This is a genomic window from Gallintestinimicrobium propionicum (assembly GCF_025567525.1).
GTDB classification, from domain to species: domain Bacteria; phylum Bacillota; class Clostridia; order Lachnospirales; family Lachnospiraceae; genus Gallintestinimicrobium; species Gallintestinimicrobium propionicum.
Window position 1 is genome coordinate 99,303 of sequence record NZ_JAOQJY010000004.1, and the last position, 18,204, is coordinate 117,506.

General features: G+C 49.4%; 15 protein-coding genes. 3 read left to right on the forward strand and 12 right to left on the reverse strand.

What is annotated here, in order from left to right; genetic code table 11:
• Nucleotides 1–51: 51 nt before the first annotated feature.
• Nucleotides 52–579 (forward strand): TetR/AcrR family transcriptional regulator, encoded by a 528-nt coding sequence (locus OCV62_RS04525; protein ID WP_021915926.1) that lies wholly within the window; start codon nt 52–54, stop codon nt 577–579.
• A 115-nt stretch (nt 580–694) separates the two neighbouring features.
• Here the strand turns inward: OCV62_RS04525 and OCV62_RS04530 are convergent, their stop codons facing one another.
• The 6 genes from OCV62_RS04530 to OCV62_RS04555 all read right to left on the reverse strand — a co-directional run bounded on the left by OCV62_RS04530 (nt 695) and on the right by OCV62_RS04555 (nt 8,038).
• Entirely contained in the window at nt 695–1,540 is an 846-nt protein-coding gene (locus tag OCV62_RS04530; RefSeq protein WP_021915925.1) for a TPM domain-containing protein, read from the reverse strand.
• A 13-nt stretch (nt 1,541–1,553) separates the two neighbouring features.
• A complete protein-coding gene (locus tag OCV62_RS04535; protein WP_262585361.1) occupies nt 1,554–2,693 on the reverse strand; it encodes a hypothetical protein in 1,140 nt (379 codons plus the stop codon).
• Nucleotides 2,694–2,742: 49 nt separating this feature from the next.
• Nucleotides 2,743–4,101 carry an SPFH domain-containing protein gene (locus OCV62_RS04540; protein ID WP_262585362.1) on the reverse strand — a complete coding sequence of 453 codons (1,359 nt, stop codon included), beginning with the start codon at nt 4,099–4,101 and terminating at the stop codon, nt 2,743–2,745.
• Nucleotides 4,102–4,231: 130 nt separating this feature from the next.
• On the reverse strand, nt 4,232–5,344 hold the full coding sequence (locus OCV62_RS04545) for an ABC transporter ATP-binding protein (protein ID WP_021915922.1): 1,113 nt from the start codon (nt 5,342–5,344) through the stop codon (nt 4,232–4,234).
• Nucleotides 5,344–6,387 carry a FecCD family ABC transporter permease gene (locus OCV62_RS04550; protein WP_262585363.1) on the reverse strand — a complete coding sequence of 348 codons (1,044 nt, stop codon included), beginning with the start codon at nt 6,385–6,387 and terminating at the stop codon, nt 5,344–5,346. The genes OCV62_RS04545 and OCV62_RS04550 overlap by 1 nt, the downstream gene beginning before the upstream one ends.
• Nucleotides 6,388–6,418: 31 nt before the next feature.
• A complete protein-coding gene (locus OCV62_RS04555; RefSeq protein WP_262585364.1) occupies nt 6,419–8,038 on the reverse strand; it encodes an ABC transporter substrate-binding protein in 1,620 nt (539 codons plus the stop codon).
• Nucleotides 8,039–8,246: 208 nt separating this feature from the next.
• On the opposite strand from OCV62_RS04555, the gene OCV62_RS04560 reads away from it, so the two are divergent.
• Nucleotides 8,247–9,272: a glycosyltransferase gene (locus OCV62_RS04560; protein WP_262585365.1), complete on the forward strand. Its 1,026-nt coding sequence runs from the start codon at nt 8,247–8,249 to the stop codon at nt 9,270–9,272.
• A gap of 70 nt (nt 9,273–9,342) precedes the next feature.
• A complete protein-coding gene (locus tag OCV62_RS04565) occupies nt 9,343–10,449 on the forward strand; it encodes an acyltransferase (protein ID WP_262585366.1) in 1,107 nt (368 codons plus the stop codon).
• Nucleotides 10,450–10,541: 92 nt separating this feature from the next.
• Here OCV62_RS04565 and OCV62_RS04570 read toward each other — a convergent pair whose 3' ends face one another.
• The 6 genes from OCV62_RS04570 to OCV62_RS04595 all read right to left on the reverse strand — a co-directional run bounded on the left by OCV62_RS04570 (nt 10,542) and on the right by OCV62_RS04595 (nt 18,199).
• Nucleotides 10,542–11,651: a glycosyltransferase family 1 protein gene (locus tag OCV62_RS04570; RefSeq protein ID WP_262585367.1), complete on the reverse strand. Its 1,110-nt coding sequence runs from the start codon at nt 11,649–11,651 to the stop codon at nt 10,542–10,544.
• Nucleotides 11,652–11,779: 128 nt separating this feature from the next.
• On the reverse strand, nt 11,780–12,997 hold the full coding sequence (locus OCV62_RS04575; protein WP_262585368.1) for a glycosyltransferase family 2 protein: 1,218 nt from the start codon (nt 12,995–12,997) through the stop codon (nt 11,780–11,782).
• Nucleotides 12,960–14,183, reverse strand: coding sequence for a CDP-glycerol glycerophosphotransferase family protein (locus OCV62_RS04580; RefSeq protein WP_262585369.1), 1,224 nt, complete (start codon nt 14,181–14,183; stop codon nt 12,960–12,962). Before OCV62_RS04580 ends, OCV62_RS04575 begins: the two co-directional genes overlap by 38 nt.
• A 31-nt stretch (nt 14,184–14,214) precedes the next feature.
• Entirely contained in the window at nt 14,215–15,231 is a 1,017-nt protein-coding gene (locus tag OCV62_RS04585) for a glycosyltransferase family 2 protein (protein WP_262585370.1), read from the reverse strand.
• An 18-nt stretch (nt 15,232–15,249) separates the two neighbouring features.
• Nucleotides 15,250–16,590 carry an O-antigen ligase family protein gene (locus OCV62_RS04590; protein ID WP_262585371.1) on the reverse strand — a complete coding sequence of 447 codons (1,341 nt, stop codon included), beginning with the start codon at nt 16,588–16,590 and terminating at the stop codon, nt 15,250–15,252.
• A gap of 64 nt (nt 16,591–16,654) precedes the next feature.
• On the reverse strand, nt 16,655–18,199 hold the full coding sequence (locus OCV62_RS04595) for a lipopolysaccharide biosynthesis protein (RefSeq protein WP_262585372.1): 1,545 nt from the start codon (nt 18,197–18,199) through the stop codon (nt 16,655–16,657).
• Nucleotides 18,200–18,204: the final 5 nt, after the last annotated feature.

The window sequence follows — 18,204 nt, forward strand, 5'->3', positions numbered from 1 at the left end:
GTTACAATACTGGACGTTTCGGGCAAATTGTCCAGAAAGGAGGGAATTCTTTTGGATCAACGGGAAATCAAAACCAAACGCGCCATCAAGAATGCATTTCTGATGCTGCGTGCCCAAAAGCCGATCGAAAAAATCACGATCCGGGAACTTGCCGCCCTCGCAGAAATCAGCAAAGCCACCTTTTATCTCCATTATCAGGATATTTACGACCTTTCCGAGCAGATCGGGAAAGAGGTGCTCACCAATATTTTAAACAGTATTTCCAGACCGGAAAATGTACTGGAAAAGCCCGATGTGTTCACAAGGGAAATCACAACGGGCTTCTTTTCTCAGATCAATCTGATCCAGCTTCTGTTCTCCGGTTCGCAGGCGCATATTCTCCCAGACCTCGTCGATTCGTCGATCCGGGAATATATTTACCGCCTGAAACCGGAATATACAGATAATATGCAGTTCAACATTCGCCTCTCCATGCTCATCAAGGGAAGCTTCTATGCGTTTTATGATAACTACCACAAGTATGACAACGCTGCGCTGATCGATGAGATCTGCGCGTTTCTTGGACAGTGCACCCGATGAAGAAGCAACAATAGAATGCACGCTCTGCGAGCATTCTATTGTCATGAATAACGCAAAGCGACCAGCAGGAAGAAATTCTCCCGCCGGTCGCTTTTTTTATTCTGATTTGCTCTGTTTAGAACTTTCCGCTTCGTCCCGAGCCTCCTCCACCGCTTTCGCTTTGGGTACTTGAGGAGGAAGAGCTTTCTCTCTCAATTTTGCGTCTTGTCTGGGTCGTGTGAGTGTAACGATCCTCTTTCCGGCTCAGCTTTAGCTTTTCGGAGACATAATCGTTCGCTTCTGTTTTCTGATGCACCGTGTGCATCTTCAACAGCAGCAGCAGACAGATAATGATAGAAATCACACAGGAAATTCCAAGTGCCATTAAAAAGCTCACTCCGAAATTTTCTCCGGGAGTCGCTTCATAATCCTCATAGTCACCGGAATCGTATCCCTCGGGCGCACTGACAGGTGTTCCCTGCTCTGCAAGCTGTAAGTAATTGCTGCAGGCATCGATATAGTCACCAAAGCCTCCATACCAGTCGTCATCCCGGAAATTATCCAGGAAATAGGTTTCCAGCTGTTCCTGACCATACGCGTTGAACACCTCAGAAGCCTTCGGACCGTATACAAACATCGCATAATCCCGATCCTCCATGCTCAGCAGGATCATAATGCCGTCCCGGTCCTCTCCCATGCCCATCTCATAGTCATGATAGATGGTATAATCTGCGGTATATACGCTCTCCGTGCTGTAATCCGTATAATCATCAACCGTTATCATATAGACGCCGCACTGATATTCTTCGGAGACCTGCTGTGCACGCTGCTCCAGATCTTCCCACTGACTGTCTGTCAGGATCCCGGCATCATCCGTTACATAATTTAACTGTGCATTGCTCTCTGCAAAAACTGTCATCGGAGCCAGAAGAAGACAAAGGGCCAGCAGCACAGAAACAAATCCGTTCGGTTTTTTCTTCATCTCTTTCTCCCCCTTACGACAGCATCAAAATGATCGTCAGCACAACCGTCATCGGTGCTGCAATGGCTGCAAACAATCCCCAGAACTTTCCTTTGCTCGTCGGAAGGTCGCCGACCATCTTGCCGGTCTGACCGTTCATCGCAAACAAAAAATCCTGTCCGTTCCATTTCGTATGCAGCATCCAGACCGGAAGCAGTGCATAATGTACCTTGCCGCGCTTTAAATCGATCTGCTTGTGCTCAAGAGTACAGGAGTCATATCCGGTTACCGTTCCCCGAAGGGCATCCTCCAGTGTGCTGGCACAGCGCGTATCCGCACGCTTCTGGCTGTCCTTGACACTCACATCATATTTGTCTGCAAGAAAGCCCGGCAGATATGCAGTGGAAAACTCCTTTAACCCGCTGTAATCATAGGGCTCGATGGAATCCATATGATCATCCGGCATTTTGGATGACGCATCCACCGGAATTTTCTCAAAGCCGATGGAGCCGGCACGGGATACCTCATAATGACGGGTTTCCGTAATCTCTTCGTCACCCTTTTCGTATACCTTCGATGTCGTAGCCTTATAGGATGCTTCTCCGGAGGCTTTGCCGTCGAACATCCAGAACGGAACATAAACGCCCTGGATCTCTTCGATATGGTTGTCGTCCTTAAAGGATTTCGGCAAATAAGGTCTTCCCTTATAGTGCATTTTCAGTTTTTCGATTGCTTCTTTTTTGCTGACCTTAAACGGGATCACATAATCCGGCTTCAATACACCGGAAAACTGTCCGGGCACAACAGTCGGATTCCCGCAGTAGGGACAGGAGGTTGCAGCAGTCGTCTCATCGCAGATCAGCTCCGCGCCGCAGGAGGGACAATTGTAGCTTTTCATGCCTGCTGCATCCTTGCCCCAGTTATCACTGATATCCGAAGTATCCCAGCCCTCTTCGGCCGCCTTTGCCTGCTGTTGCTTTTTCTGTTCCGTCTCTTTTTCTGCCTTTTTCTGGACTTCGACAGATTTTTCTTCCTTCTTGGCATACATCGCTTCGATTTCTGCGACTTCATACTCCGTACCGCAGTAATCACATTTCAGCTTGCCAAGGCTTTCCGAATAATGCAGCGGTCCGGTACAGGCCGGACACTGATAATTGGTAATTTGTTCCGCCATAACAGCTCATCCCCTCTCAGAATCGTAATCATCCCTGTATCTCTTTGGATCAGTTCTGTACATCTCCTGCATCAAAGGGGTCTCCGCACTCCGGGCAGAATTTCGGCGGATTGGTGGGATCCTCCGGAACCCAGCCGCACTTGTTGCATTTATACTGTTTTACTGCAGCCGGTTTGGGCTTTCCGCATTCGGAACAGAATCTGCCTTTGTTGACTGCACCGCAGCTGCAGGTCCAGGTATCGTCAACAGGCTTGGGCTGACCGCATTCTGCACAGAATTTTCCGGTGTTTACTGCGCCGCAGCTGCATTTCCAGCCCCCTGCAGGAGCTTCCATCTTCGGTGCTGCCGCTGCCTGCTGTGCTGCCGCATTCGCTGCTGCCTGCTGTGCCGCCATCTGTTGCTGCTGCCCCATCGCATACAGGCTCTGCGCATTGATGCCGCCTGCCTGCTGTGCCATGCCCATTCCCATAAATGCCATTGCAGGACCGGCTGACGTATTGGAAGCAGCTGCTGTCATTGCCTGAGCCTGGGCACGGGACAGGGCGCCGGCTGCACGGGTCGGATCCATATATGCAGCTTCACGCTGCATCTCTTTGATCATCTGCTCGTCTTCTTCACTTGCCTTGACGGAAGATACGCCAAAGGAAACGATCTCCAGACCGCGGACATCCTTCCATTCTGCAGAAAGCTCATCATTTAATGCTTTCGAGATCTCCTTTGTATGGGCAGTCAGACCGGAATAACGGACACCGGTTTCCCCAACCCTTGCAAAGGCGGGCTGCAGTGCTGTCAACAGCTCTGACTTTAACTGATCATCAATCTTATCACGGGTATAATCCTCTGATACATTACCGCAGACATTGGTGTAGAACAGCAGCGGATTCGTGATTCTGTAGCTGTAGGCTCCAAAGCAGCGGATACCGATATCCAGATCGATGCCTGCCCGTTCATCTACCACCCGGAACGGAACCGGAGACGGAGTCCCGTATTTATTGCCGGTAATTTCCTTTGTATTGAAATAATAAACTCTCTGTTCTTTAGGTGTCTCGCCGCCGAAAGTAAAACGCTTGCCGATATTTTTGAACACCGCACTGATACCAGCGCCTAAGCTTCCTGTAAAAACAGACGGTTCTGTAGACATATCATATGTATATTCACCCGGTTCTGCGCACACATCCACGATCTTACCCTGGTCTACGATCAACATACACTGACCGTCTGCAACTGCAATCAGGGAACCGTTGGAAATCACATTGTCGCCGCCCTTGTTGCTTGATCTGCCGGATACCTTCTTGCGCCCTCTTACCGCCAGAACATCAACCGGAAGGGCTTCACAGTAAAAATACTCCTTCCACTGATCCGCCATTACACCGCCAGCTGCGCCCATTGCCGCTTTTATCAATCCCATAAGTAAGTCCTCCTTTTTTCTGCAGTCAGATTCCTTATCCACAACATACACGCTTTACCGGCATTTGACTGCAATTTAACGATACTATCGATATTATTCTATCAGAATTTTCTACAAAAATCCATATATTTTAAACACAATTTTGTGCATCCCGTTCAGACAAGCCCCGGGCTTTGGCATATGCCAACAGCCTCTTTTGAGCATCCTCCAGGGTTCCGAAGGACTCCCGACAGCAGATCACCTTCCGACAGCTGTCCATGCAGCGCATCGCCTGCTCCAAAAGCGCCTCCGGAACCGGCTCAAAGGCCGGTACTGAGAAAAGCTGAGAGGAAAGTGCCTTTGCCGCCGGATAATCCAGGTCGTTTTCCCAAAGCAGTCCTGCCGCAAAGGGAATCCCCTCCCGCTGCAGCCTCCGAAACGTATTTCTTCCGCTGCCATTCCCGGCGATGACAAATACCTCCGGAGTCCCTTTTACTGCCGCCAGCTCCATTTCCTGGCTTTCTTCCTCAAAGCTCCCCTGAGTGATCTGAAACAGCTTCGAAAGATGTCCCGGCCTAAAAATTTCCTCCGGCGTGCCGACCTGCTCCACAAAGGCTCCATCCACACACAAAATCCGGTCAGATACCCGCGCGGCAAGCTCCAGCTCATGCAGCGACAGGATCACTGTCAGTCCCTTTTTTTTCTGAAGCTCCTGCAGCACGGAAAGAAATTCCAGCTTATATTTTATATCCAGATAGGAAGTCGGCTCATCCAACAGCAGGATTTCCGGCTGCTGACAAATCGCCCTGGCAAGCAGGATACGTTGTCTCTGTCCGTCGCTGATCCTCGCAAAATCCCGGTCCTTGAATTCCAGCACATGCACGGCTTCCATTGCTTCCTGCACGGCTTCATGATCCTTTGCGGACAAAACTCCGAACCGCCCGGTATAAGGGTAACGCCCGGTTGCCACCACATCCTCACAGGTCATCAGCTCTGTATGCGGCCGCTTTGTAAAGACAACCGCCATCTTTTTTGCCAGCTCACGTCCCGAAAGGCTCTGCAAATTTTTATCCTCCAAAAGGACACTGCCTCCCAAAAGCTCCAGCTGACGCGCAATGCTTTTTAAAATGGTGGATTTTCCGGCACCGTTTGGACCGATCAGCGTCAGGATTTCCCCTTTTTTCAATTCGATCTCAATATTCTGTATCAGCGGCTGGTTCTGATATCCGACACAAAGCTGTTTCGCCTGAAAATAATATGCCATCAGTCCACTCTCTCCTTTTTCCCGTAAGCCATCACCCAGAGAACCACCGGTGCACCAAACACTGCCGTCACCGTGCTGATACTCAGCTCTGTCGGTGCAAACAGCGTCCGCGCCAGCAGATCACAGAACAGGCAAAAAACACTTCCCCCCAGAAAGCTGGCCGGGATCATCCAGATCGGTTCTGCGGTTCCCAGCATTTTTTTGACCAGCTGCGGGACTGCGATCCCGACAAAGGAGATCGGTCCGGCGAAGGCCACAACGCACGCGGACAGAATACTTGAAAATACGACCATTCCAATTCGTAAAAGTCTCACATTCACACCGAGATTTAACGCATACGATTCGCCAAGCTGATAGGCGGACAGTGGCTTCGACATCAGAAACACCAGCACAAAAATGACCGTCACACAGATGCAGGCCGCCCTGACGCTGCTCCAGGTCGTTCCGGAAAAGCTGCCCAGGGACCAATTATGAAGATTTACAATGTCCGCATCCTGCGCAAACGTCACGACCAGCTCCGTCACCGCCGAGCAGATATATCCGATCATCACGCCGCTGACCACCAGCATGGACATCCGCCTGATCCGCCTCGACATCAACAGGACAAAGCCCATGGAAAGCATCGCCCCTGCAAATGCCGCAGTGATCATCCCTGCCGAATTCACCATCCTGCCCCTGCCCAGGGAAAAAACCATGACGAGTGCCACCACCATCTTTGCCCCGGAGGAGATTCCAAGTACAAAGGGTCCGGCGATGGGATTATGGAAAAAGGTCTGCAAAAGGTAACCGGACAGCGCCAGTGCACCTCCTAATACTGCTGCAAGGATCGTGCGGGGCAGGCGCAGCTGCAATATGATCGTCTGCTGCTTTTCCCCCATTGGCTGACCGGACAGGATCTTTAGGATTTCGGACAGGGAAACCGAGACGCTTCCGATACAGATATTGAGCAATATGCCTGCAGCCATTGTTGCTGCCAGCAGCAAAAACGCTGCCAGAATCCTTCTTTTTTTCCGTACTGCACTGTCTGCGGAGTTTTTTTCCATGCTGTGTTATCCCTTCTGTTGTCTTTCCTTACTACTTTAACCGGTACAAATACCTGGTCTCTTTGTCATCGCCCGTCAGCATCCTGTGAAAATCCTCGATCAGATTTCCGGCCGACATGGACTGCTGATACATATCCTCTGTCGTACACCAGACCTGATGATTTTTTACTGCCTTAAAATCCTTTAACAGACTGCACTTTTTCAACAAATCCTCCAGGGTCTGTACCTGCCTGTCGATCGTCGTGTTATACACTAAAAAGTCTGCATCCTGCGCCCCATCATAAAAATCCTCCAGCTGCAGATTGACCGTTGAACGGCGGGAGTCCGGATCTCCCAAATTTTCAAAGACATACTTTCCGCCGGCAAGCTCGATCATTTTGGGGATATAATCCGTGCTCTGGCGTACCTGCACCAGTCCGTTTGAAGTGATATAGAAAAAAGCGACGGTTTTTCCTGTGCTTTCTTCTGTTTCTACGCGCTTTAATGCTTCTTTTTGTTTTTCAAACAATTGATCTGCTTTTTCTTCCTGATCCAGCAGCGCACCGAAAAAACGTACCCATTCCACGCGCCCGAGGGGATGTTCCTCATAGCTGGAATACTCCACCAGCGTTGGGATGCCGAATTCGCCGAGCTTTTCCATCACCTCCGGGGTGTGGTAGATCATCGAATTTTCGATGGCCATGCTGCAGTTTTGAGATAGGAGCAATTCATAATCCGGCTGACTGTACTTTCCGGCATAAAGGAGAGTGCCATCCTTCATCGCCTGCTTTGCCGCCGGAATATACCAGTCCTCTTCCTTTAAGCCGCACATGGAAATCGCGTCCATGCTGTCTAACTGTGCAAACATATCCATTACGCTGGAAGCCACCAGATACAGGTTTTTCACAGGCTCCTGCAGCACGATCAGCTTTCCGGGCTCTCCCTCTGCAGAGGGGCTGACCAATGCTTCTGCGTCCTCCGGAGCTTGCTGATGTTTTGGAACAATCAAAATCCGGTCTCCATTTAGCCGTGTGGTCAGAAGCTTATAGCCGCCCTCGTAATAATCCACTGCAAAATTTTCCGCGTAGGAAAGCTCCATGCTGTGATCGTAGGTCAGAGGGGCGGCTGCTGTCTTCGCAGGGTTTTCTCCGACTGCAGCTGTCTGCTGCCCTTTTTCTGCACCATCGGCATCTTCCTGTTCGGTCGTACCTGCCTTTGCTGCATTCTGACCGTTTTCCCCGGCATGAAAGTTCAGCGTGTATTCGATTTCATGGGGTGTGCTCATCGCCACTGTATCTGCGATGACGACAATATCCTGGTCGAATGCCTCCACCGGAATTTGAAACACAGAATTTCCCTCTGTATTGACCGGAAGATATTTTTCCCCGTCCACCACCATGTAGTCATAATTGGGGCTGCTCCATTCCAGCGTTGCCACTGCTTTTCCGTCCTTTATTTCCACCTTTGCCGGAGAAGTGACAGATGCCCTGCCGCTTCCCCCCAAAAGCTCCACCTCCATCTGATACGTACCGTCCTGAAATTCCAAGCCAGTCTCTTCTTGCGTAAGTACTGTCCCCGTCTGCTGCTCCGATACGAAGGCCTGACTGCTGCAGCCACACATTCCCAACAGCCCCAGCACAAGCAAGCCTCCTGCAATCCATTTTTTCTGCATATCCTCTTCCTTTTTATCCTGTAAATAATTGTTTTATGCCTGACCGATCGGCGTAATTATACCATGCATACCTAAGAAGAACAACCGGATACTGCAGTGCGTTAAAAAGTGAAAATCATTGACACCCTTATGGAAAACGATTACAGTAAAACTATAAAACAAGTATTACTTTATGTAAAACAATCCACTACGAAAGGATCTCTGATCTATGAAGGTTACTGTCCGTCTGCTGTCTGGCGCAGACCATCTCAGCCAGATCCTGACCGGCTTCCAAATGCTTTCCCGGGAAAATAAGCTTACTCTCGACATCCTTGACTGCCGCAAAGACTCTCCTGTTTATCAGGAAGCGTTTCTGGAGGCCCAGGTCAATGGGATCCGGATTCTGTTTGACCTGATGGACGGCTACTGGTATAACCGCCCGGAAACAGTTTTCCCGTTGTATCATTCCGCAGATATCGTTTTTAAACGGTCTTTTTCATCTGTTAAAAACAGTGAGGTTTTCGGAGCATTTTCAGAAAAAATTCATCCGCTGGGCTTCAACTATCACGTGTTCTGTCCTGGCTCCCCTCTGATTGGTACCACTTCGAAAATCGGATTTTTGAAAAAACGCATCAAAGGGGTGACCTGCTACGTCTCCGACTATGAAGCAAAGATGACGCACGTTTCTGCCCGCCCCCGGATTCTTTTTATCACTCGCCTCTGGGACCCGGCAGAACCAGTTGTTCAAACGGATTCGGAGCTCGTCCGCCAGTGGGGCGAAATCAACGAAATGCGGATGCTGCTCGTACGAAAGCTGCGCGCCGCATTTCCGGAACAGTTTATCGGAGGCATTCAGGACAGCCCGTTTGCGCAAACGCAGTGTCCTGACCTGATTCTTTCCGAACACTCCACCTGGAAACGGATCTATCTGCATCGCATGAAGCACTCCGAAATCTGCATTGCCTCCACTGGTCTGCACCAGTCTTCCGGATGGAAGATTGCAGAATACCTCGCCGCAGGAAGGGCGATCGTGTCCGAGCCGCTTTGTTATGAGGTTCCGGGGCCGTTTCAAGCAGGCGAAAACTACCTGACCTACACCTCTGCAGACGGCTGCATCGAACAGATCAGGACGCTGCTTGCACATCCCGAGCAGATTTTGCAGATGGGACAGCGAAACCGCGCTTACTACGATACATGGCTGCGCCCCGACCAGATTGTGGCAAAGGCACTGGAGCAGGCGAAGATTTCGCTGTAACGCAACAATAGAATGCACGCTCTGCGAGCATTCTATTGTCATGAATTAAACCCAAAAGGAGGGTTTCACGATGACTCAGCAATCAGATCATTCCTCCCGCCATGCAGGCTTTGAACTGCTGCGGATTCTTTCCATGATGATGATCGTCCTCATGCACGGGATCGGTCACGGCGGCCTGGGAACAACCGCTGCCCCCGGCACCTTTCCCTATTTTATCTACTGGCTCCTGTTCATGCTCGGACGCGTCTCTACCAATTGCTTTGTCATGCTGACCGGCTATTTTATGTGGCAGTCCAAAACAAAAGTATCCCGCCTGTTTCGAATCGAAATGCAGGTGCTGTTTTATTCTCTGCTGACCTTTGTGATCGGGCTGTTTGTCAATTCTGTCTCTCTATCTGCCGGCACTCTTCTGCGGGCTGTTTTTCCGACCACCTCCTGTGTATACTGGTTTTGCTCCTGCTATTTCATATTGTATCTTGCGATCCCGCTGTTAAATAAAATAATTGCTTCCCTCACAAGGGCTCAGTACCGTTTTATGCTGATCGTGCTCTTTCTCCTATTCAGCCTATGGTCGACCGTCTGCTTCTGGTCCGGCATGGCGCGGGTGGAAAACGGCTATAGTTATGTATGGTTTTTCGTTCTTTATTTTACGGCAGCATACCTTTCCATCTATCAGGTGCGGATGTCCTCTGCCCTCTGCCTGAGCCTCTATTTCGTCTTTTCCCTGCTCTCTGTTCTGGTGCGGATCTCTGCCTCCGGGATCGAAGCACGGATGGGACTGGAAGGAATGCTCGACACACTCGGCGGATACCAGTCTCCGACCGTGTTTTTCGCATCCGTTTGCTTCTTTTTGTTCTTCCAGAATATCAAAATTCAGGGCAATCGCCCGAAAAAAATCATCCTTGCGATCGCCCCGCTTTCTTTTGGCGTATATTTGCTGCATGACAGCGATTTTACCCGCGCATTTCTCTGGGAAAAAATCGCGCTTTCCCGTTTTGGAAGCCTGCCTGCGTCCCTTGGCTACCTGGCTATCGCAACCGTTTGCATCACCTGTGCAGGGTATCTTGTCGATACGCTGTATCAAAAAATTTACCGGGTGGTCTTTCGGAAAAAAGCGGAGGGGAAAGTGGATGAGATCGCAGCACGGATTTATCGGAGCATCGGAAAAGGCGAGTGAAGCTTTTCACTCGCCTTGATCTTTATTTCTTCACCGGTTCACAATCCTCTAAACGCTTCTCAATAGTTTCCCATGCCGCTCAAGCGCCCGCTCTACTTCTCAATCAGGCTCACATAAATTTCCTGCAGACGCTTTGTTTCTTCCACAATATCGTAACCCGCACTGCGTACAACGCTGCGTCCCTCTGCTCTGTCCCTGTCAGCCGTTCCCAGCCTGATCAATTCCTTTGCCCAGACCTCGTCCGGCTGCTCCAGGCTCAGCCGAACCGCCCTGTCTGAAAGAATGATTTCATCCGTAATCGTATCCGAGAACACACACGGCAATCCGGATGCCTGCGCTTCGATTCCGACAACCGGCAATCCCTCAAATAAAGACGGCATCAGGAAAACATCCATCGCCTGATACCAGATCGAGGTATCCTTTTGCACGCCGAGAAACGAAACGCTGTCATAAATTCCAAGCCGTTTTGCCTTTTCTTCCATGGCAGCCTGCAGCTCACCTTCTCCTGCCAGCAGCAGATGGCTGTTTGGATATATTTTTTTCAGACAGGCAAACTGTTCCAGCATCCGGGTATGATTTTTCTGTACCATAAACCGCGCCACAGAACCGATCACCAGCTTATCCTCCAGCTGATATTCCCGGCGAAGTCTGGTGCGTACCTCGCTGCGGTAGCAAAACCGCTCCAGATCGATGGCATTATGGATAAGCACACCGCTCTCGTTCCATCGTTTTTCACCGAAATAATAGATTCCGGCTTCTCTCCCGCATGCAAAATAATCCGTCGCTGCTCCCGGAATCATCGCCTTACAAACCAACTTGACCGGCAGTTTCAGTCCATGCGGCAGATGCGTATTATGCGCATGGGCAATTCGAACCGGAAATCCCGCCTTTTTTGCCCCGTTTAACGCATAAAATTCCATCGCCTCGTTATGGGCATGCAGCACCTTAATTTCTTTTTCCCGGTCAAGGAGTGTCTTCATATAGCGCAGATATTCCGGATACTTTAAGGGGCTCAGTCCCGGTCCCATAAAAATACGACCGCCCAGAGAACGCACCTCATCATCAAAAAATCCCGGTTTTTCTTTATTTACCAGAAAGTCAAACTGGAACTGATCCCGATCCAGATGCCAGTAATAATTCATCAGCATCGTTTCGATTCCGCCGCGATCCATATTGCTCACAGACTGCAAAATTCTGATCATCTTTTCCGCTCATTTCTGCGCACGCTTTTTTGCGCATGTCGAGTTTGTGTCAAGTGCGCGCAGACACAAATCTCGCGATTGAAAAATTTTATTTTTCAATCTTTTTCTGTCCTTTCCGTCCCTACTTATTATGCAATCAACGGAAACCACTTTCCCTGCAGCTTCCACAGTCCATACTCCGAGGTCATCAGCGCCCGGTGCGCTGTCCGGACTGCAAACGGCGCATGTTTTGCTTCATAGTCCCCCGCGTTTTTTTGGTAAAGCAGACAGCAACAGGCAAATACGCCCTGTTTTTCTTCTTCCGTAAGCCCTGCCACACACACATAACAGTAATTCGACAGCTGCAGCGTCAGATTTCGATAAAACAGTTCGTCCCACGGCTGCTTGATCCTTCTGTGCTGCTCCAACAGCTCTTCCACGATCCAGTATGCCTGCACCGCCTTTTTCGTTCCCTGCGAGGTAAACGTAATTCCGTTTGCATTTCTTCGCCATGCATAGACCACCTGCGAAATGGAAGCGATCTTTTCTGCCGCCGGAAAAATCAGAAAATGGATGACCGCATCCTCAAAGCAGGTATATCCTGCCGGAAACCGGATCTCATCAAACAGGCTCCGACGATACAGCTTCGCCCACGGAGTCCCCGGCAAATCCAGACAGTCATATGCCGTGCGTTTTTCATAAATATGTTCTGCAAACCGCTGTGCTGCCCCAAATTTCCCGTCTCCATCCAGATACTGCCAGCCGCCCTGCACGATATCCGCACCGGTCTGCTGCGCTTTCTGCAAAAGCGCCGAAATCGCTCCCGGCAACAGTACATCGTCACAGTCCACAAACAGAAGATATTCTCCTTTTGCCTGCAAAATCCCGGCATTGCGTGCCTTCGCTGCACTTCCACCGGTTTCTTTCGTCAGCTCAACCCTTCTGACTTCTCCCCAGTTTGCATATTCCTCCAGGATATCGCCGCTGCTGTCTGTAGAATTGTCGTTGACTGCAATAATTTCCACTGTACTGCCGCACTCCTGCGCCAGAATGCTGTTCAGACACTGCTTTAAATCCTTCTCTCCGTTATGCACCGGAACGATGACGGAAACAAGGACTTCCGTCTGCCCAAAGGGCTGCAGTGCCTGCCAGCCATCTGTATCCGCTGCCGGTCTGAGATAGCATTTTTTCGCCGCCTCTGCCGTCTGCAAAAGCGCATCCTCGCTCATCCGTTCTTTTTTTAAGCATCCAAGCAAACCGACGACGGCCCGTCCGACCATTCTTCCGCCCCACGCGCCGACTGCAGCGGCGCAGCGGTTTTTCGTCCAGTCATAAATGAACTGATAAGCTCTCTGATTCCGCAGCATGTTTTTCCTTCCTTTCCTTCAGCCTTGCAATCGCTTCAAACGTCCGCCGGCAGTTATTTCCGTCATGCAGCGGGAAAAACCGCTCTGTACGCTGCACGTATTCTGTCTGCATCTCCATGCCATTTTCAAAGCTTTCCGTCAGAGCCCCCAGCAGTGCTTCCTGTGTCGTACATACCGGTCCAAACCCGTCCCGGCGGAAATCGAAATATCCCTTCTGATAATGATATTTACGAAACTCCTCTTCGTCAAACTGATAATACACAACAGGCTTGCGCAAAAACGCCACATCAAAAAAGACGCTGGAATAATCCGTCACCAGGAGTGCACAGTCCATCAGAAGCTCCTGCACATCATGGGTCTCCTTCGACACGATTGTGATCCGGTCCGAGCCCGATTCAAACATCCGGCTGTCCTTCTGCATTTCGACATGGGGATAAAAAACGAGCCGATAATCCTGCTGTTCCAAAAGCTGATCCAGTTCCTTACAGCAGAGCAAAGACTGGAAGTGCTCATAATACGCTGTGTTTCGAAACGCCTCCCCTGTCGGATAATAGGAGCCGCGCCAGGTCGGCATAACAAGAATCATCTTCTCTTTACGCTCTGCCCGGATCAAATTATCAAACCGCGCCAGTCCGACGTACTGCGGCACATGTTCCGGATATCCAAACGTATCGCGAATGTATTCATATTCCGGCTTCGCCCCGCAGACAAACAAATCCATGTACATATTTTTACGATGCAGCCATTCCATTTCATCCTTGATGATGCCATGCTGCAAAAAAACCTGTTTTCCCCTCGCCCGGATTCCTTTTCCTGCAAGATGATAAAATAAAATCAAATCCGGCGCACAGGGCTGTACATGCGTGCCAACCAGAAAATCCGCGCAATAATACGCCAGATAATGAGAAAAGCTCCCTCTCGGAACCATTCCTCCCAACGCCTCGATTTTCGCCCGGTCAGCACTTTCTGTCTCGATCACATAACGCGCATTGATTTCCGGATGCTCTTCTTTTAAATACCGGTAAAACCAGTAACCATTATCCCGCGCATCGTTTCCGCGCTCACATACCAGCCACAGCTCCCGATATTTGGCACTGCAGCACCTGCAGACCGCACCGAACAGCTTAAAAAAGGCCATCAGGCATAGTTCCTTCAGATAACACAGCGCTCTTACAACTTTTCTCATGTTCCCTCTCATCCCTTTTCCGGTTTGCCTGTCAACGGTGTCTCTGACTGGAAAGCCAAATAACCGTCCTATACTGATGAAGCTTTAATAAAAGCAGCTTAATCCGGTCATTTCTGCTGTGAAAGCTCTTTACTGCAGTATTTTTTATTGCGTTTTCCACCCGCGGCAGCTTCACCGTTTTTTGCAGCCAAGCTGTCCGCTCTTTGGCAGATAAAGGACCGCTGCAGACATTTTTAATGCCGAGCTGCAAATCCCGCACAGTACAGTAACAGGCTTTCTTCCGATGCATTTCGCTATCCTGCAATCCCCAGTCCTCTACCACGCTCCAGACCGCATCGCTTAAATAAAAATTGTCCTGCAGCCGCTCCGGATGCCAGGAGTTGGAAAGTGACGCGCTGCGCGCAACCGTGTAATGATACAATGGCTTTTGGATCGCTACCAGACAGGACGGATTCTGCCGCATAAACGCTACATAAAACAGACCATCCTCCCCGAGTGTCCGCTCCGGGAATCTCAGATGGGCTGCCTCAATACAAGCCCTGCGCAGCATTTTGGTGATGACCAGATAGGAGGATGCCAGCGCGTCAAAATACTCCTGAAACGGTTTCCCCCGATATACGCCGCAAAGCGCCGGACCATCGATCAACGTCTTCACACAGTTGCCGTTCTTATCGCAATAATCATTGTAAATTCCAAACATCACGATATCTGCGTTTTCCTTTTTTGCAGCCTCATATAACACCTGCGCCATGTCAGACTCCACCCAGTCGTCCGGATCCAGAAAACAGACATATTCGCCCCGCGCCGCATCCAGCGCTGCATTCCGCGCCTTTGCCACACCTTTGTTGGGCTGATCGATGATCCGAAACCGCGGATCCTCTGACGCAGCGCTCTTACAGATCGCAAGGCTGTTGTCCCTGGAACCGTCATTGACGAAAATCGCTTCGAACCCGGGCATTGTCTGCGCTTTCAGACATTGGATGACCCGAGGCAGATAACGCTCCATATTGTAAACCGGAATCACAAAGGAAATCCCTGGTGTCTTCATTTGGTTTTCTCCTCCTCTTTATCCCTCCTGCATCATGCTTCGGATCTGTTCCTGCATTTCCGCCCTGCTTTTGGGCTTCCAGATCTCCTTCTTGGGCGGCTGATGCCGTTTTTCAGCATAAGAAAGCACAATAATCCGAAGCGCCATCGTGCTCCAGAAATAAAATGCCGTATTATCCGTCAGATAAGTGATCGTCATATATCCAAGATCCGCCATGTACAAAAGCGCCGTGTTGTTATCCGCATACTTCGTCCAGAAAATCGGACCTATCACATACTGGATGCCGGACCACAATATAAAGCCCGGGAAACCCATTTCCACGAACACCTTCAAAATATCATTGTGAAATGGATAGGGATGGTTAATCAGACCGGAGCTGTACCAGCTTGCGACAATGGAATCCACATATTCAAAGCCATGTCCCATATAGCCGAAGGAGAAATCATAATGCTCCCCTGCAAGCTGCCATAAATAATCCCGCCCCATCATGTCGATCCCAACGAGATTCAGGATCCTGGAGACTCCTCCCGTTCGAACTCCATAAATATACACAAAAAAGAACGCGACCCATAAAAAGCCCTGTAGGATCAGAAAGGGCTTTAAGAACTTTTTATGTTTCAAAAACAGGGAATACACAATAAAAAGAAGGGCTGCCGGAATAGCGATTCGCTTCATTCCGACCAGAAAGAAAAAGGCACACAGCAAGATCATCCGCCAGCGTTTTTTTCTTTCCCCGGGTGTTTCCTTTGGAGCAAACGCCACATAATAGAGCAGCAGCTGTCCAAAAACAAAGGTAATATCATGAATCTCCAGATTTCTTGCGTAGCCTTCTGCTTCGCCGAAGGTCACCAGACAGGTAATCAGAGACTGTACGCTCGCTGCAATACCAAAGGATGGAATCTCCAATACCATGATCGCCCCGTTTGCCAGACACATGCTGACCGCAAACAGATCCACTGCTTCTGCACCAAACAAATACGCACCGGAAAGCGCCGTCAAAATTGCAATGCTCTGGAAGATCACCTTGGAACAGCCCCGGATCATGGAGGACAAATTCATAAAATTCAAAATCCAGATCACCATGGACCACAAAAGCAGCGCTGCGACCAGGGACATGTAAAACAGCGCAGGTCCTTTCATCCGCTTTAAGCGTTTCAGATCCGGAAAAATGATCGCATATGCCACTGTTATACAAAGGACCCCTACTGCGATCGCCTTTGGCAGACCGCCAATCATATTGTTGAGGGTTTTCCAATCTCCAAGACCTGCAGCTGTCAGCAGAAAAACAAAAAAGAACCGCAGCCCCTTCTGGATAACCGGATTGTTCTGATCCAAAAAGGGGCGCGCCTTTTGTTTCACTGTGTAGTCTTTTTTTACAATAATTTCAGATAAAGTACGCAACCGCAAACTCCTTATCAGTCTGTCACCTCATGGATCGCATTTTCAGCCACCTGTTCCATTCTTTCCATAGGCCTTTATATTCCTCTAAATTTGTTAAAACATTCACCAGGAGATAGAGTGCCGCAATCCACAGGGAATTTAACACTGCAATTCCCGCAACATAAAAATAATTGACTGCCCTGCAGCCGTCCAGCCCGAGCACAGACAATATAACTACTGCTGTCATCCCATTGACTGCAACCTTTTTGATGCTGTGTTTTGCACTTCCCTGTCGAACATTGCCAAACATGTACCGAAAAAGCGCTATGATCCGATAAGAAAGTGCAGCCAGGGTTCCTACCAGACAGCCTGCAATTCCGATCCGCCAGGTTAAGATCAGTGAGACCAAGATATTGATGACCATTTCCCAGACAGCCTGTCCTTTCGTGTCATCAAATTTTCCGGCGATGGATTGCAGCTGAATCAACGGCATTTCCACACAGGACAGGATCGACCATGCCGCAAACAAAAGCAGCATCTTCTTGCTGTCATAGATCGCTGCATCCGCTATTCCGCTGGTATACAGACGGATAATGGGCATCAGGAATGCCGTGATCACCGTATACGCCCAGAATACAAACATGTAATACAAGGATTCGTACCATTCAAAGGCTTTCTCAAACTGTTTCCGATCACTGTGATAAAGCTGTCCGAACCGAAACGTCACTCCATTGGAAAATGCCGTAATCAGCTGTTGGAAATTTGCAAAAAACAGCGAAAATACCGCATATACGCTGGCATAATTCATTCCACACATAAAAGAAATAATAACCGTATCTGTATTGGAAAATAAACAGGAAGAAATTTGATGGATCAGAACGGAGTTTTTCTGGGCCAGCGCACTGTGATCCGGCTCTGCCTTCCAGTCAATCCACCGATAATGCTTCCGCACATAAAAGATGATAAAAACAACCTGAAGGATCGAAGGTACACAGTAGGTGGCCTGGATCAAAAGCAGATTGTCAGAAAGCATCAGAAAAATCAGCTTTAACAGGTTTGAGAGAACCATCGTAACCATGGCCAGGGAAGTCACAACATATTTCTTTCCCTCTACCTCAAGAAATGCATTGTACTTTCCACGCAGTGAAAACAGCACAATTCCCGGCACGCCATACAGCAGGATGATGCAGCAGACCGTAAAATAATCCAGCTCCGTTTTTATAATCAGCGGATATAACAGCGCAAATCCAACTGTAATCGCAGTATATGCCACGCTCGTCTTCAGGTAAAACCTGCGTGTTGCAGACAAAATCCCATTGATGCTCCCGGTATCGCCCTTTGCTACAGGTCCATACAGGGAATATTGTGCCGAGAGTCCAACCCCCGCCTCCAGAAGGGACAGATATGCAAAAATATTTTTTATGGTGCTGTTGAGACCATTTACCTCTGAGCCAAAATTAACCAGATACAATCTGGGAAGTACCAGTCCAAATACTGCAATGACAACCTGATATCCAATCGCTGTTACAATATTCCGGATCACCCGTCTATTCTTCTCACTGCTTGTTGTGGATTCGATTTCCGTCATTGTTT

What these genes read in the sequence shown, in the direction of transcription:
- OCV62_RS04530 (WP_021915925.1), bottom strand. Translation starts at nt 1,540, where the DNA reads ATGAAGAAAAAACCGAACGGATTTGTTTCTGTGCTGCTGGCCCTTTGT.
- OCV62_RS04535 (WP_262585361.1), bottom strand. Translation starts at nt 2,693, where the DNA reads ATGGCGGAACAAATTACCAATTATCAGTGTCCGGCCTGTACCGGACCG.
- OCV62_RS04540 (WP_262585362.1), bottom strand. Translation starts at nt 4,101, where the DNA reads ATGGGATTGATAAAAGCGGCAATGGGCGCAGCTGGCGGTGTAATGGCG.
- OCV62_RS04545 (WP_021915922.1), bottom strand. Translation starts at nt 5,344, where the DNA reads ATGGCATATTATTTTCAGGCGAAACAGCTTTGTGTCGGATATCAGAAC.
- OCV62_RS04550 (WP_262585363.1), bottom strand. Translation starts at nt 6,387, where the DNA reads ATGGAAAAAAACTCCGCAGACAGTGCAGTACGGAAAAAAAGAAGGATT.
- OCV62_RS04555 (WP_262585364.1), bottom strand. Translation starts at nt 8,038, where the DNA reads ATGCAGAAAAAATGGATTGCAGGAGGCTTGCTTGTGCTGGGGCTGTTG.
- OCV62_RS04560 (WP_262585365.1), top strand. Translation starts at nt 8,247, where the DNA reads ATGAAGGTTACTGTCCGTCTGCTGTCTGGCGCAGACCATCTCAGCCAG.
- OCV62_RS04565 (WP_262585366.1), top strand. Translation starts at nt 9,343, where the DNA reads ATGACTCAGCAATCAGATCATTCCTCCCGCCATGCAGGCTTTGAACTG.
- OCV62_RS04570 (WP_262585367.1), bottom strand. Translation starts at nt 11,651, where the DNA reads ATGATCAGAATTTTGCAGTCTGTGAGCAATATGGATCGCGGCGGAATC.
- OCV62_RS04575 (WP_262585368.1), bottom strand. Translation starts at nt 12,997, where the DNA reads ATGCTGCGGAATCAGAGAGCTTATCAGTTCATTTATGACTGGACGAAA.
- OCV62_RS04580 (WP_262585369.1), bottom strand. Translation starts at nt 14,183, where the DNA reads ATGAGAAAAGTTGTAAGAGCGCTGTGTTATCTGAAGGAACTATGCCTG.
- OCV62_RS04585 (WP_262585370.1), bottom strand. Translation starts at nt 15,231, where the DNA reads ATGAAGACACCAGGGATTTCCTTTGTGATTCCGGTTTACAATATGGAG.
- OCV62_RS04595 (WP_262585372.1), bottom strand. Translation starts at nt 18,199, where the DNA reads ATGACGGAAATCGAATCCACAACAAGCAGTGAGAAGAATAGACGGGTG.